The sequence below is a fragment of the Pedobacter sp. BS3 genome (assembly GCF_008274585.1).
Lineage (GTDB): Bacteria > Bacteroidota > Bacteroidia > Sphingobacteriales > Sphingobacteriaceae > Hufsiella_A.
Map to the genome: position 1 here is coordinate 666,583 of NZ_VTRT01000002.1, position 15,224 is coordinate 681,806.

Sequence of the window (15,224 nt, forward strand, 5' to 3'; positions counted from 1 at the left end):
ACAGTAGTAATACGCATACCATTTAATGACGAGGATTCTTTTCGACCATCAGAAATTCAGCACGCAGCGCTACGGCGGTATCAGCCGTTATTTTGCCAACATCATTGAATATATTAAGCCTTTGCCTGATTTTAGCTATAAACTCGGCGTTCTATCCTCTAAAAATCAATACATTAAACCACACATTCCCTTTCCGACACAGGATCTGGGAATGATGAACGATTGGGTTTACACGATCAACAAGTTATATTGCGATTACCTGCTGAACCAGGATCAATTTGACATTTTTCATCCCACTTATTACGATACTTACTTTTTTAACCGCCTGAAAAAGCCGCTGGTTATCACGGTTCATGATATGACCCATGAACGTTTACCGGAATATTTCTGGGCGAAAGACCCGCTCTCACATAATAAACGCCTGAATATTGAACGTGCTGATAAGATCATCGCCATATCCGAAACTACAAAACATGATCTGCTAAAACACACCGATGTTGATGAGCGCAAAATTGAGGTGATATACCACGGTATTGACATTAATAATCTGCCACAGGCAAAGAAAATAAACGGTTTGCCGGCGCAATATATTCTTTTTGTAGGCGACCGTGGCGGGTATAAAAATTTCTACCTGTTCCTGGAGGCCTTTAAACAGATATCGGCAAAATACCCCGACATCCATATTGTATTAACCGGCGGCGGAAATCTTGAGATTGCCGAGCATGAGTATATTAACTATCTCAAATTAGCCGGTAAAATATCGCATGTTCATGCCAGCGACGAGGAATTATTTTACCTGTATCAGAACGCGTTGTTTTTTGTATATCCTTCGCTTTACGAAGGTTTTGGTTTGCCCATACTGGAGGCTTACCGTGCCGGCTGTCCGGTGATATTAAGCGATACCGTATGCTTTAAGGAAGTAGCAGCTAACGCAGCTTTATTCTTTTCTGCTCTAAGTGCCGAAAGCCTGGCCGAAGCGCTCGAAAAAGCAATCACCGACACAGTATTACGGGAAAATCTGATTAAACAAGGAAAAGAACGTTTATTACTGTTCCCGCTCGAAAAATCGATGGATCAAACACTGGAAGTATATCACTCCTTAGGAAAGTGAAAAGTGAAAAGTAAAAAGTGAAAAGTAAAAAGTAAAAAGTAAAAAGTAAAAAGTGAAAAGTAAAAAGTAAAACAAGAAATAGCTCTCTCAATCATGTTATTTAACTCCGTCGATTTTGCTTTCTTCTACATTACAGTTACCCTGCTATATTTCCTGCTGCCATTTAAAGGCCGTTGGGTTTTATTGCTTGCTGCCAGTTGTTATTTCTACATGGCATTTGTGCCTGTTTATATCCTGATACTGGGCTTCACCATTGTAGTTGATTACTTTGCAGGAATATACATTGAAAAATCTGCCGGGCGAAAGCGAAAATGGCTGTTAGTGTGCAGCCTGGTGGCTAATATCGGTGTACTGGCCTTCTTTAAATATTTCAATTTTATTAACGAAAACATTACGGCTGCCGCCAATAGCATGGGCTGGCATAACCACATTCCATTCCTGACCATATTGCTCCCCATCGGCTTATCGTTCCATACGTTTCAGGCAATGAGCTACACCATCGAGGTGTACCGTGGCAACCAGAAAGCCGAAAAACATTTCGGCATTTATAGCCTGTATGTCATGTTTTACCCGCAACTGGTGGCCGGCCCCATAGAACGGCCGCAGAATATCCTTCACCAGATGCATGTAAAGCATAATTTCAGCTATGCCAATATGGTGGCCGGATTACGGCAAATGGCCTGGGGATTCTTTAAAAAGCTGGTGGTAGCTGATCGTTTGTCTATTTATGTAGATTCGGTTTACAGTAACCCCGAACTGCATAACGGCTCATCTGTGGTTGTAAGCTCTATCTTTTTCGCCATCCAGATCTACTGTGATTTTTCAGGTTATTCCGACATAGCCATCGGCTCGGCCCGCACTATGGGATTTGAGCTGATGACCAATTTTAAACGTCCCTATTTTTCAAAATCCATTCCCGAATTCTGGAGCAAATGGCATATATCCCTGTCCACATGGTTCAGAGACTATCTATATATTCCTCTGGGCGGAAACCGGGTATCGCAAGGCCGTCGCTTTCTTAACCTGTTTATTGTTTTTATGGTAAGCGGCCTCTGGCATGGTGCAAATTATACCTTTATTATTTGGGGAGCGCTGCACGGCACCTATCAGATTGCCGGCCTGCTTGCCAAACCTTACGTAAGCCGGATGGAAAGCTTCTTACAGTTATCGCAAAGCAAATTCTGGGGCTTGTTACGGGGCCTGTTCACTTTCGCCCTGGTAACATTTGCCTGGATATTTTTCAGGGCAAATACCGTTCACGATGCCTTTACCATGATCACCAACCTCAAAACCATTGGTCAGCAGCCGTTTTTAGGCAATGGCATTAACCAGTTCGGGCATTGCATTTTAGCCATATTGCTGTTATTCACCATAGAATATTTTATGGAGTTCAAACCGGAGATATCGTTATTTAATAATCGTTATGAAGTTGTGCGATGGGCTTCTGTTATCGGGCTGGTATTTATCATCCTGGTTTTTGGCGTATTTAACGGCGGACAGTTTATTTATTTTCAGTTTTAACCATGCAACAATCCGACAGCATTAAGTTTATCCGCAAATTTCTGATATTTATTATCATATTATTTGTTTGTGATCGTATTATCGGCTACGGCCTGCAAACCCTGTATTTCAGCTTAAAAAAGGGGCAATATGCACAAACAAGCTATGCTATCGAGACAGCAAGCCCCGATCTGGTGGTCTTTGGCAGCTCAAGAGCGTTGCACCATTACGCGTCGCCGGAATTGGCAGAGCAGCTCCACTGCTCCGTTTACAATGCCGGTCGCGATGGTCAGTTTATTCCCTATTACTGTGCGCTTGAGGATGTCATGCTGAACCGCCGTAAACCTAAAGCTATCATCCTGGATGTGAATGTATGGGAACTGGCCCCAAATAATGAGAAATATGAAAAGTTAGCCATGCTGCTGCCATACATTCCCCGGCATCCCGAATTAAAAAAATACACCAACGAAATCAGCAAATGGGAATACCTGAAATTGTATTGCAAAACTTATCCGTATAATTCAACCCTGCTGGTATCGGTTCACGATTACCTGTTTGCCAACAAGCTTCCGCAGGATGAAAACGGTTACTTTCCGCTTGAACGAACCATGAGCCGGCAGGATTTTGAATCGTACCGGGAGAAAAAACGGGTATATGATGAAAAACGGGCTAAGCAGCATATCCCGGTAGATCAAAAGGCCGTAAAATATTACGAGTATTTCTTGAACAAGACGGCTTCTCTTCATATTAAAACTTATGTGATCATATCGCCTACCCTGCTTAAAGAACCCAATACCCCTGAAAAACAGTTACTAGAACAAATAGCAAAAAAATATACCAACGTTACTTTCCTGGATTTTACTGCTAATTCAGATTATAATAACCAGTACACCAAATTTGCCGATGAGTTTCACCTGAACAAGCAGGGCGCTACGGAGTTTTCACATCAACTGGCCGCATATTTATCGCGATAATTTTAGTTTGATTGAGCGAAGCTCCAGCTTCGTTCAATTACTTTAAAGCCTCCGGCTTTAGCACATTCCCGCTCTGTTGTTGTATCTGCCCTTTACCGTAAACCTCGCAGCCTATACTTTCCCCTCCTTACATCTCAATCACCAGCCCATCGTAAGCCAAGGCTATACCGGGCGGTAATTCTAAGCTGATATCCCTGTGACGGCCCAGCTTATGGCTGATATGAGTGAAATATGTTTTGGGAGCGCCAATATCCTGTGCAAAGGCAATAGCCTCATCGAGGGTAAAGTGCGAAATGTGTTTTTCTTTTTGCAGGGCGTTAACTACCAAAACCTTCGAGCCCCTGATCTTTTCCCGCTCAACTTCCGAAACGGTTTTGGCATCAGTGATATAGGTAAAATCACCTATACGAAAGCCGAAAACAGGCAGCATGTAATGTAAGGTCTCTATAGGTGTAATAGAAATTCCCGCTGCCGTGAACGGGTTATTGGTAATTTCATGAAGGTTGATTAACGGAACACCGGGATATCTCGTATCCGCGAAAGCGTAATAAAATTCACGCCGCAGCGCATCCTGCACACGACTGGTGGCATATACATCCATGGCGGCCTTCTGCCTGTAGTTGAATGCCCGAACATCATCAAGGCCGGCAATATGATCTTTATGTTCGTGAGTAAGGATTATGCCATCCAGCTGTTTTACGCCCGCACGCAGCATCTGGTACCTGAAATCAGGCCCGGAATCGATCACTAAAACTTTATCATTGACCTCAACCAGCACCGATACCCGCAAACGCTTATCCCGCTTATCTGCAGAGGTACAAACCGCACATTCGCAGCCAATTACCGGTATACCCTGTGACGTTCCTGTGCCTAAAAGCGTAATTTTCAAAGCTGAAGCGTAGTTTGTTTAAGATGATATAAAAATTGTTTCTGCTTTTCGTCTAAACCGGCGTCATTAATATTAAGCTGCCGTATCAGCTCAACAAGCGCTATGATACGGCTCTCCAAGTTAGAGAATTTATTCACCACAATGATTCGGCTGTTTTCCAGCATGCAGGCGCCGGTTTTAAAATTCCCTTTCTCATAGCGCACTTTATATTGAAGCGCCCCGAGAAGGTTCTCCAGTTTATCTAATGTATGCGTGGTATACGTAATATTCATAACCAAGGTTAAAGGTTGAAGGCTAAGAGGTTGAGGGTTGACTCCTGCATGATTTAATGTATGATAGCATAATCAGATTACCTCAAATCCACCAGCTCCACCCCCGGATGCTGCTTCGGATCAAATGTAAATATGGCATCCGAAAGTTTGACATTGGGAGTGAACGATGTAATGACATAATTATACCGGCTGCCGTCTTTATTAAATACAACGGCCTTTGCAATACGTTTTGCCGTTTTGTCAATGCTCAAACGAACCTTAAAATAAGGTTTATTAATGTCTGTTGGCGACAGGTCGATGGTATAACATAGTTTTCCGTTTACCTTGCTATCGCCCGTATAAACATACTTGAACCCGTTCTCATACAGCGTAAAAATATCTGCCGGATTAATGCTGTTGGCTTTTTTGTCTACCTCCGAAAGCTGCACTTCTTTATCTGCTTTTAAATATGTCCACTGGTTTTTACCATCGCTGATGACCTCCTGGTTTTGAAACACCAGCTTATATTTATCCGTATTCGATTTAATGTAAATAGTGCCGGTTTGTGTTTGCTTATCCTTGCTGTCAGGGTCATCTACCGAATAGGTAAAATCAGCTTTACTGGTAGCATACGAGCGGTAATTTTTGCTCACTTGCCCCAATATGGCTTTAGCCCGGGCATCTGTTTGGGCAAAAGCAGTCGTCGTGAGACTACAAATAAAGATGGAAACAGCTATGATCTTATTCATCTTGAAAATCTTATTTATCCAGTTCGTCCAAAAACTGTTCCAATGCGTATTCATCAGGAATAAGTACATCACGGGCTTTACTACCCTCAAACGGGCCAACTACTCCTGCGGCTTCCAGTTGATCTATGATCCGGCCGGCACGGTTGTAACCCAGCTTCAGCTTACGCTGGATCAACGAGGTTGAGCCCTGCTGGTGCATAACGATCAGGCGGGCCGCATCTTCAAATAATGGATCGCGGTCTGCCGGATCAAAATCCTTAATGCTACCTCCTTCTCCGTCTTCATCCACATATTCAGGCAACAGGTATGCATCAGCGTATCCCCGCTGACTACCAATGTATTCCGAAATACGATCAACCTCTGGTGTATCCACAAAGGCGCATTGCAGGCGAATCAGATCACTTCCGGTAGCAAGCAGCATATCTCCGCGACCGATCAGCTGGTCTGCCCCGCCGCTGTCCAGGATTGTCCGGGAATCTATCTTAGACAACACCCTGAACGCCAACCGGGCCGGGAAGTTAGCCTTAATAGTACCCGTAATAATATTTACCGAAGGACGCTGCGTAGCCAGCACCAGGTGGATGCCAATGGCCCGTGCCAGTTGCGCCAGACGGGCAATAGGCGATTCTACTTCCTTCCCTGCTGTCATCATCAGATCGGCAAATTCATCAATTATCAGCACAATAAACGGCAAGAAGCGGTGTCCGTTATTCGGGTTCAGCTTTCGCTTGATGAATTTAGCGTTATACTCTTTCAGGTTACGCACCTGCGCATCCTTAAGCAGATCGTACCGCTGATCCATCTCAATGCACAGCGAATTAAGCGTATGGATAACCTTTTTGGTATCGGTTATAATAGCATCCGCTTCGCCGGGCAGCTTCGCCAGGAAATGCCGCTCGATCTTGTTAAACAGCGTAAGCTCAACCTTTTTCGGGTCAACCAGTACAAATTTCAGCTGCGCCGGGTGCAGCTTGTACAGCAGCGATACCAGAATAGAATTGATACCCACCGATTTACCCTGCCCGGTTGCCCCCGCCACAAGCAGGTGCGGCATTTTAGCCAGATCAGCAATGTACACTTCGTTCGAAATGGTTCTACCCAATGCAATCGGCAGATCCATGGTGGTATTCTGGAATTTTTCTGTTGCCAGCACCGTACGCATGGCCACCATTTCGGGATGCTTGTTGGGCACTTCTATACCAATGGTACCTTTTCCGGGCATAGGCGCAATAATGCGGATGCCTAAGGCAGCCAGGCTAAGGGCAATATCGTCTTCCAGGTTTTTTATTTTGGAGATACGCACACCCGGCGCCGGGATGATCTCATACAAGGTTACGGTTGGCCCAATGGTTGCCTTGATCTTGTCAATCTCGATATTGTAGTTATTCAGCGTTTCTACAATTTTGTTTTTATTGGCTTCAAGCTCCTCCGCATCGACGGTAATTTTTTTGGCGCCATAGTTTTCCAGCAGATCCAGGGGCGGCATTTTATAGTCTGACAGATCCAGCTTCGGATCGTATTCGCCGAACTGCTCTACCAGGGTTTCGGCAGTTTTTTCCTCCTCGTTCTTTTCAACCGTTAATTGAGGTTCGGCCTTTTCTTCAATCTCATCCTCAACGGGATGCTCTATTTCCAATACCTGCGGAACTCCTACCGGTTCGGCAGGTTTGATCACATTTTCGGCTATAGTTTCTGTTTCCAGCAAAACGCTCCGGGATGGCAATACAGACTCAACCTCGTCATTTGCTAACGACACCGGCGGAGCAATACGCTCCTGCTGTAGCTGGTTTGCTGCATCGCGGGTTACGCCCCGGTTGGGTAAAGGAAACTCAACAGGCTCTGAGCGATGCTCTGCTTCCATCTCCATATTTTCAGGCTCCTCTGGCAAATCCGGCAAAGCGATTTTCTTTTTCCTTTCAGGAAGCTTAAAATCAATGTTATAGGCAATGATCAGCGCCGTTAATCCGGCAAACACAATTAATCCGGCAACACCGGCATTACCTATCTGCGCCTGTAGCAGCTCGTTATTCCAGTAACCGAACTCCCCTTCCAGGTAATGCGGATATCCGCTAAAAAACGAATGAAAATAAGCCAGGGAAACAGAAATATAAATAAGCAGGAAGAACGAATAGCCCAGGGTCTTCACGGTTGAAAATAGCCGCACCTTAAACAGCATGCGGTAACCGATAATGAAGAATACGCCTACAAATATAAAGGAGGCAATGCCAAACCACTCAAAAATGAACTGATGCGACAACAGGGCCCCGAATTTGCCAAGCCAGTTTTGCACTACCGGATTCTTAATACCTTTGTCAAGCAGCTCTTCGCGGGTTTTAAACAAGTTGCTCCAGCCGCCGTTGCTATCCAGCACATAACTCTGGTCATCCTGCCAGGTAAACAGGTACGAGGTAAAAGCCACCAAAAAATACAAGGAAACAATAAGGAAAAACAAACCGATTACCTTGACCAGACGGCCGTCGTTAAAATTAAACCGGGGCATAATTTCCGCTTTTTCCTTCTCCCGCTCCCTGGTTTTCCTAACCTGAGGCTCCTCGCGAAAAGAGTTTGATCTGAATTTATTTTCTCTTACAGGCATCGTATAAACAACGGCTTTATCCCACAAATATAAACGTTGTGTGCAATTTGGAATGACACTATCACAAGTATTTTAGTAAATTTGAGAAGAATCTGTTTAAGAATGACGGAAAAAAAGCTAAGATATAAACAATACTTAGAGAAATTTCCGAACTGCCCATCTGATAACTTTAAAGCAATTGAAAGAAGCATTCCGGTGGACTCATAGCCCCATGATACCAAACGACTTTAAGCCTATCAATCTTATAAATGAGCCTCCAGCAAGAATGTTGGAAGACACTGACAAAATATGTATGGGTTATGGTTTATCAATGTTTGACACGCTTAATAATTCTGTAAAAAAATATAGGAAATTATATAATAATTTAAGATCTTATCAAAAGGAGCAGTTTAAACAAGATAAAGGGAGCTATGTCACCTGCTTGAACTTATTGGCAACTGATGGCGTTGCCGATAGCCCAAATGAATCTAATTTCGGCCATTTTACATTTCATGAATATTCAGAAACTAACTTAGAAAGTAAGGTATTAAAATTATTTAGTATTTTCAATGAAAATGGAGAATTTAATCTACAATAGCAACGACAAATTACATACCCACAACTTAGTTAAAGTTGGTGATCTGTCATTTTATGAAGGTCCTCTTTTGAGTTTATTTGAGGAATTAAATACAGGTCATTTCTATCTTTTCGATTGGGTTGACCGTGACATGAAGTCAAATAGATGGATGATTTATAGAGTTGCGCCCAGACAATTATTAGAGTATATAAACGGTAACATATCACACCTGGAACTTTTCAACAACAGGCCGAATAATAGTACGTATTTTACTGATATAGACCATCAAAACAAACCATTCTTTCAATATAATGCTTGTGCATTAAAAATAATCCCCGACAACTACCTTCCGAACGATGAGAATTTTTTTGATCTATCAAACTGTGGTTCATTAGAGAAGATCAAATCAGTAATTATCACGTCTCTATCAAGACAAAAATCAGAAAATGAATATTCTAAACTTTTCAAAATTCAAATACACAAACCACACTATGATCAAATAACCTGCTGTAATAGAATAGACCGAAGCACATGGATTACAAGAAAAATATACAGCAATCAAAGTGTGAATGTAAAAAATCAGAATAATTTAAGTTATTTGAATAATAATATAGAATATTCAGGGATCAGAACTTTAAGCAGTAAAAGATTGAAGATAAAAAAAGGAATAGAGTATGCAAATCAATATAGTTAAAGAATTTCTAAAAAGTCAGAACTGGCAGTTCACCCAAGTTGAAAAGAAAATATTTTTCTTTTTGGCATAGCGGGTACAAATGGTAGTTTTCAATGTTTTGCAGATCTAAATGAAGATGAGAGCCAATTTATATTCTCATCTATTTGTGGCGCTAATACACCGGCAGAAAAGAAAAGAAAAATGCTTGAACTTTTAAACGCTATTAACTACAAGCTGTTTTTCGGAAATTTTGAAATGAATTGGGAAGACGGTGAAATCAGGTTCAGGACAAGTATCTCCTATAAGAATCTGAATATTAATATAAACTTTATTGAGGAGTTAATAATGACGAACATTATAACAATGGACAAAAGTTTGCCATCTATCATGGAACGTATGTTCGGTGATATAAGTATAGAAAAAGCTATTGAGCATGCTACTAAAGAAGAATAAGCTCTCTGAAAATGAAAATAAGCAATAAAGGCAAAGAGATAAAAAATTTATTTACCCCATTAAACCTTTTATCCATACTTGCATCAAATAAGCAAGTTTATTAAAATTAGTTTAGTTTATTTTGGTTAAACTCCCATTCTCCCCGGATGGGAGTTTTTTATTATGCACATTTATTGTACTTTCACGTTGTATTTTTTTAACTCAAAAATGGACAGCGATTTATTGGAAGAATATATACAAAACGGCGATACCGTTGCAGTATCAGACCTTCTGAACAAAAACCCGGAACTGGCTACATGCAAAACCAGCCTGAATGTTTCTCCGCTGATGCTGGCTTGCTACTACAAAAAACCGGCAATTATTAAGCTCATACTCGATTATGTTAAAGATCCCGACCTCTACGAAGCCTGCGCCTCGGGAAAATTCGACGTGGTAGCCAACGTAATTTACCAGCAGCCTGAGCTTATTAATACGCATTCTGCCGATGGTTTTACTCCGCTGGGGCTTGCCGCTTATTTTGAGCATGAGGAGATTGCCCGATACCTGCTGCTAAAAGGCGCCGAAGTTAACCTTCCTTCAGATAATGGCTTTAACGTTTTCCCGATCCATTCTGCCGTTGCGGCCAATAATGCCGACATTACCAAAATACTGATAGAAGCCGGTGCAGAAGTAAATGTGATGCAGAAATCGGGCATTACACCGCTCCACTCGGCGGCTGCAAATGGCAATATTGATATCCTGGTATTGCTGCTGGAAGCCGGCGCACAGGTAAATACCCGCATGGAAGGCGGAAAAACACCCGCAGATATGGCCGCAGAAAAAGGGTTCAACGATATTGCACAAATTCTGGCCGATTGAGGCCTCTCTCCAGCCCCTCATCTGGTATTGAATAGTGCGCATTGAGTATAGCGAGAGGTCTGTGCTGTTTGTCCTGTTTCTTGTTTCTGCATTCTTGCTTAGCCCACCCTGACCCTCCCAACCGCGTGCCGCCTTAGCTTTAGCGCAAGAGAGGGAGTAATTTTTCGGACTTTCCCGACTTTCGGACAATAAACGATGAACCATCAGCGCCAGACTACGGCCTCTCCTCCAGCCCCTCTCCGAAGGAAAGAGGAGACGGGCAGTGCACCTGTCTTGTTTCTTGCATCTATGTTCATAACTATCTTCCGGACTTTCGGACTATCAACTATGAACCATACGCCATTAGGCTGTAAGGCTATTTCCCCCTGAATTTATCCAGCAAAAAATTAAGCCGGGTGGCATCTTCAATGGTCAGGTTATTGCCAATAATGTCAGTTCCGGTCATCTCCTCGTCGAGGGTTTCCAGTATTTTCAGTCCCTTTTCGGTGATGATAATATCAACAGCCCGCCTGTCGAATTTATTAGTGCACCGCGTTACCAGGTCTTTCTGAATCATGCGGTCAACAATACGTGATGCATCCGACATTTTATCCAGCATACGCTCTTTCAGTAGATTGATAGTTGCCGGTTTGGGATATTGTCCGCGTAAAATACGTAAAATGTTAAATTGCTGTAAGGTAACGTGGTATTTAGCAAGGCGCTTTTTCAACTGCTGTGTAATCCAGTTATTGGTGTACAGCACATTGACAATAGCTTTATGATACTGATTTTTAAACTTATCGGTAATAATTTCCTTCTCAAGTTCCATAATACATCATTAAACAAACTATTCGGGCTTATTTGTTTTTATTGCATCTCTTTTTATCTTCTTTAACTTTCCATGGGCAATGCCTGCAATTATTTTTACAGCAATAACCACGCTTCAGGTGATAGGCAGAGGTAAATACGAAATTACCATTTTTATCCACATAATAATCATCGCCTTCAATTAGCATCCGCTGGTTAAGTTAAATGTCAAAAGTTAAAAGTAAAAAATCTCCCCAGCGTTTTTGGATATTTAGATAAGACATTGTTGTGCCACTACAGGATTTTTATGGTTAAACGCGAATTAAAATGTTGCTGTAAAAATCTTCCGTCGCCGTGTAAGGTCCATACTTCCTTCGGCGAAACCTCGGTTATAGCCTTCAAAATATCGTTCCAGTCGGCATGGTCAGACAGGTAAAGCGCCATATCATTCTGTTTTTGCAGGTGTTCCCATCCCGACGCAAATATCCGCATAACGCTTTTTGCCTTAAAATAACTGTTAAAGGTTACGGGCGGTACAAGGTAAACATAACCACGCCCCGGTTCTTTCATCAGCTTGCGGTTATAGGGTTGGTACTGTCCGGGGGGATAGCCCAGTGATTCATAAAGCTTATGAAGTGGTAATATACTGTGATGCACCAGCACTTGCCGTTGCGGACAATGGGTATTGAGCAGGCTAACCAGTCGCTGGCTTTTCCCCAGGGAATAAGCGCCCAATAAGATGTTATGGCTGTGCTGATTTAATTTCTGCATTTCCTGCGCAACGTCCGGATGACTGGTTTGCGGATCGGCAAAGGTTGTTTCGGTAATCAGCACGTCGGCTGGTTCAAACGCTGCTGGTTCGCAGGTATCGTCTGGCTGAAGCTTGAAATCGCCGGTATATAAATAACGGATGCCGTTATGTTGCAGCATAATTTGTGCTGACCCCAGTATATGTCCCGCGGGTAAAAAATAAATGATTACGCCATTGATGGTAAACTGTTCCCGGTATGATTTTATATGAAATGTGGATGCCGCATTTTTTTTATAGCGGTGTTCCATAAATGCCGCTGTTGGGCGGGTGCACCAAACCTGCTGATTGCCGCTTACCGCATGGTCGGCATGAGCATGCGAAATGACCGCACGTTGCACCGGTTGCTGTGGGTCGAGATAAAAATCGCCGGCACGGCAGTACAGGCCATTGGTGTTAAAAACTAAGAAATCCGGAGCAATCATTGGGCCGCAAGCGTTAAAAAGGTCTGGTGCAGCTTTAATACCTGTGGAATCAGCAGTTCGGTTTCATTATTCTGTATTACGTAATCGGCCAGCTTTTCTTTCCCGGCATCGCTTAATTGCTTATTCATGCGCTGTTCCACTTCCTGCTGTGTAATGCCATCCCGTTGCATGACGCGGCTTATTCTGAGTGATAACGGCGCCTTTACCAGGATGGTTTTATCAGACATTTTGTATGAGCCGCTTTCGAATAACAGGGCTGCTTCTTTCAACACATACGGAGCTTGTTTTTGTTGCAGTACCCAGGTATCAAATGCCCTGAAAACCGCCGGATGAACCAGTGCATTCAGCTTTAACAGTTGCTGCTCATCATTGAAAACGATGTTCGCCAGGTATTTGCGGTTTAGTTGTCCGTTTGTATAAGCAGCCTCACCAAAAGTAGTTTTAATGGCGTCAACCAATATACTGTCTGTTTGCATTACCGTTTTTGCGGCAGTATCGGCATAAAATACTGGAATACCCAGCAATTCAAATAGTTTACTTACTGTGCTTTTTCCGCTGCCTATGCCGCCCGTTATGCCAATCTTTAACATTAATGCTCAATAATAAAATCTACGGTTTGCGGCTCGGCGCTGATCAGCTTTGAATACGATGGAATGGTGACCAACCGTACCGGTAATGTGCGATAACCTTTTTGCTGCCAGTCGTTCATATCTACAACTGCATCGAATGATTCGCCGGTAATTTTGCTGTAATTACTAAGCGCTGTCAGCAATACGACTTTTATCTTATTCGGGATAATTTTAATATCATAATTTTTACCATTGATAATGCGTACCGGTACATCAATAACCTTTTCGGTAAACTGGTCAATAGGTATTCTGGCGTCAACCAGGTTCGGATAGATGTCAATATTCGCTTTATCACTGGGTTTTAGAAACACTTTTGCCGTAATATCGGCACTGACATTTTTTGCTTTAATGCTATCTGTTGGCCAGTAATCCATTTTCTTGAGTTCATCAAACGGGCCGGTAACTACAACATATCCCGGCTCGGTTACCGGTTTGGCCGAAACGCCGTACTGTTTCTTAAATTTTAGCTCATATACCAGCTTAACGGGCACTTTCTTTACGCTACGTGTAGAAAAATCAAAATACAACGTATCCGGATTGACAGAAACAACCCGCTGGTTACTTTCCAATTGAGCGTTAATCTCGTTCAATTGCTCGGTAAAGGTGACATAGCTGCGTTTGGCCAGGTTTTTCAGGCTGACGTCAATAGTATGCGGATTGACACGCAGGCGTGCAAACAGCAACTGCCAGCCGGTTCCCTGTATTTCGAGGCTTACCGTATCTGATTGCAGCGAATGAAATGCCCTGTTTTGGGGCGGATTGGTAAAATGCACCTTAGTGTCAACACGATAAACGTATTTTCCCGACAACGCAAAAAACAGCCATGCCGTAATGGCAATCAGCAGGCACACTAAAAAAAGTGTGAGCTTACGTTGTTGCGATTTTTTCAGGTTAAACAAGGGCATTTATTCGTTGTTGGGCCCCCCCAACCCTCCCTTAGGGAGGGGGTAAGACTGTGCTATTTATCTTGTTTCTTGTCTCTATATTCTTGCTTCTAATATAGTCATAAACCTTCTGCCTTCTACCTTTAAGCTTTCCACCTAAGATCACACCGCAACCGGTGCTTTGATATGCGGATGCGGGTCATAACTTTCAAGGGTGAAGTCTTCAAATTTAAAATCAAAAATATTTTTAATATCCGGGTTCAGCTTCATTACCGGCAGCGGACGCGGGTTACGGCTTAACTGAAGTTTGGCCTGTTCGATGTGATTGTTGTATAAATGCGCATCGCCCAGCGTATGGATAAAATCACCAGGCTGCAAGTCGCAAACCTGCGCCATCATCAGCGTAAGCAACGCATACGAGGCAATATTGAACGGTACGCCCAGGAAAATATCTGCGCTGCGTTGGTACAGCTGACAGCTCAGCTTGCCGTCGGCTACGTAAAACTGAAAAAAGCTATGACAGGGCGGAAGCGCCATTTTATCAATATCGGCTACGTTCCATGCTGAAACTATGATGCGCCGCGAATCGGGATTATGTTTAAGCTGGTGTATCACCTGTTCAATCTGGTCGATATGCCGTCCGTCGGGTGCAGGCCACGAGCGCCATTGATAACCGTAAACCGGACCTAAATTTCCCTGTTCATCGGCCCACTCGTCCCAGATGCTTACACCGTTATCCTTCAGGTATTGGATATTGGTGTCGCCTTTTAAAAACCAGATAAGCTCATGAATAATGGAGCGCAAATGAAGCTTTTTGGTAGTGACTACCGGGAAGCCGTCGGCCAGGTTAAAGCGCATCTGGTAGCCAAATACGCTGATGGTTCCTGTTCCGGTGCGGTCGTGTTTTTGTATGCCATGGTCAAGCACGTGCTGCATTAGGTCCAAATATTGTTTCATCCTTATATCTTGTTACGCTGATACAAAACTATTGTTTTTTAACAGGAAGATGGATTGGCTGTGGTAAATTTTATACACAATGTAAACAGGCTCTTACTATTTTACCAAAAATTGGTAACTTTATT

Annotated in this window: 17 protein-coding genes; 7 read left to right on the forward strand and 10 right to left on the reverse strand. The window is 43.0% G+C overall.

What is annotated here, in order from left to right:
* The first annotated feature begins 25 nt into the window (after positions 1–25).
* The 3 genes from FW774_RS08495 to FW774_RS08505 all read left to right on the forward strand — a co-directional run bounded on the left by FW774_RS08495 (position 26) and on the right by FW774_RS08505 (position 3,585).
* Entirely contained in the window at positions 26–1,111 is a 1,086-nt protein-coding gene (locus FW774_RS08495; RefSeq protein ID WP_149347733.1) for a glycosyltransferase family 4 protein, read from the forward strand.
* 93 nt (positions 1,112–1,204) lie between these two features.
* Entirely contained in the window at positions 1,205–2,632 is a 1,428-nt protein-coding gene (locus FW774_RS08500) for an MBOAT family O-acyltransferase (protein ID WP_149347734.1), read from the forward strand.
* Positions 2,633–2,634: 2 nt separating this feature from the next.
* Entirely contained in the window at positions 2,635–3,585 is a 951-nt protein-coding gene (locus FW774_RS08505) for a hypothetical protein (protein WP_149347735.1), read from the forward strand.
* A gap of 127 nt (positions 3,586–3,712) precedes the next feature.
* On the opposite strand, the gene FW774_RS08510 is transcribed toward FW774_RS08505, so the two are convergent.
* From FW774_RS08510 to FW774_RS08525, 4 genes are all read right to left on the reverse strand, one after another.
* A complete protein-coding gene (locus tag FW774_RS08510; protein ID WP_149347736.1) occupies positions 3,713–4,474 on the reverse strand; it encodes an MBL fold metallo-hydrolase in 762 nt (253 codons plus the stop codon).
* Positions 4,471–4,746 carry a hypothetical protein gene (locus FW774_RS08515; RefSeq protein ID WP_149347737.1) on the reverse strand — a complete coding sequence of 92 codons (276 nt, stop codon included), beginning with the start codon at positions 4,744–4,746 and terminating at the stop codon, positions 4,471–4,473. Before FW774_RS08515 ends, FW774_RS08510 begins: the two co-directional genes overlap by 4 nt.
* Positions 4,747–4,823: 77 nt before the next feature.
* Positions 4,824–5,474, reverse strand: a complete 651-nt coding sequence (locus FW774_RS08520) for a LolA family protein (RefSeq protein WP_149347738.1) — start codon at positions 5,472–5,474, stop codon at positions 4,824–4,826.
* Between the two features lie 10 nt (positions 5,475–5,484).
* Entirely contained in the window at positions 5,485–8,070 is a 2,586-nt protein-coding gene (locus FW774_RS08525) for an FtsK/SpoIIIE family DNA translocase (RefSeq protein ID WP_149347739.1), read from the reverse strand.
* Between the two features lie 178 nt (positions 8,071–8,248).
* Here FW774_RS08525 and FW774_RS08530 point away from each other — a divergent pair, with 178 nt between their 5' ends.
* The 4 genes from FW774_RS08530 (at position 8,249) to FW774_RS08545 (ending at position 10,610) form a co-directional block, all read left to right on the forward strand.
* Entirely contained in the window at positions 8,249–8,647 is a 399-nt protein-coding gene (locus FW774_RS08530) for a hypothetical protein (protein ID WP_187774859.1), read from the forward strand.
* Positions 8,625–9,320 (forward strand): DUF6575 domain-containing protein, encoded by a 696-nt coding sequence (locus FW774_RS08535; RefSeq protein ID WP_149347741.1) that lies wholly within the window; start codon positions 8,625–8,627, stop codon positions 9,318–9,320. The genes FW774_RS08530 and FW774_RS08535 overlap by 23 nt, the downstream gene beginning before the upstream one ends.
* Before the next feature lie 66 nt (positions 9,321–9,386).
* Positions 9,387–9,752 (forward strand): YbjN domain-containing protein, encoded by a 366-nt coding sequence (locus tag FW774_RS08540; RefSeq protein ID WP_242457775.1) that lies wholly within the window; start codon positions 9,387–9,389, stop codon positions 9,750–9,752.
* 207 nt (positions 9,753–9,959) lie between these two features.
* Positions 9,960–10,610 (forward strand): ankyrin repeat domain-containing protein, encoded by a 651-nt coding sequence (locus tag FW774_RS08545; protein WP_149347743.1) that lies wholly within the window; start codon positions 9,960–9,962, stop codon positions 10,608–10,610.
* Positions 10,611–10,965: 355 nt separating this feature from the next.
* On the opposite strand, the gene FW774_RS08550 is transcribed toward FW774_RS08545, so the two are convergent.
* The 6 genes from FW774_RS08550 to FW774_RS08570 form a co-directional block, all read right to left on the reverse strand.
* On the reverse strand, positions 10,966–11,418 hold the full coding sequence (locus tag FW774_RS08550) for a MarR family winged helix-turn-helix transcriptional regulator (protein WP_149347744.1): 453 nt from the start codon (positions 11,416–11,418) through the stop codon (positions 10,966–10,968).
* Positions 11,419–11,446: 28 nt separating this feature from the next.
* Positions 11,447–11,605 (reverse strand): DUF5522 domain-containing protein, encoded by a 159-nt coding sequence (locus tag FW774_RS20395; protein ID WP_187774860.1) that lies wholly within the window; start codon positions 11,603–11,605, stop codon positions 11,447–11,449.
* Between the two features lie 85 nt (positions 11,606–11,690).
* Complete coding sequence (locus FW774_RS08555; protein WP_149347745.1) at positions 11,691–12,629, reverse strand: MBL fold metallo-hydrolase; 939 nt, start codon at positions 12,627–12,629, stop codon at positions 11,691–11,693.
* Entirely contained in the window at positions 12,626–13,219 is a 594-nt protein-coding gene (gene coaE, locus FW774_RS08560) for a dephospho-CoA kinase (RefSeq protein ID WP_149347746.1), read from the reverse strand. Before coaE ends, FW774_RS08555 begins: the two co-directional genes overlap by 4 nt.
* On the reverse strand, positions 13,219–14,163 hold the full coding sequence (locus tag FW774_RS08565) for a YbbR-like domain-containing protein (RefSeq protein ID WP_149347747.1): 945 nt from the start codon (positions 14,161–14,163) through the stop codon (positions 13,219–13,221). The genes coaE and FW774_RS08565 overlap by 1 nt, the downstream gene beginning before the upstream one ends.
* Positions 14,164–14,304: 141 nt before the next feature.
* A complete protein-coding gene (locus FW774_RS08570; RefSeq protein WP_149347748.1) occupies positions 14,305–15,099 on the reverse strand; it encodes a thymidylate synthase in 795 nt (264 codons plus the stop codon).
* Between the last annotated feature and the right edge of the window lie 125 nt (positions 15,100–15,224).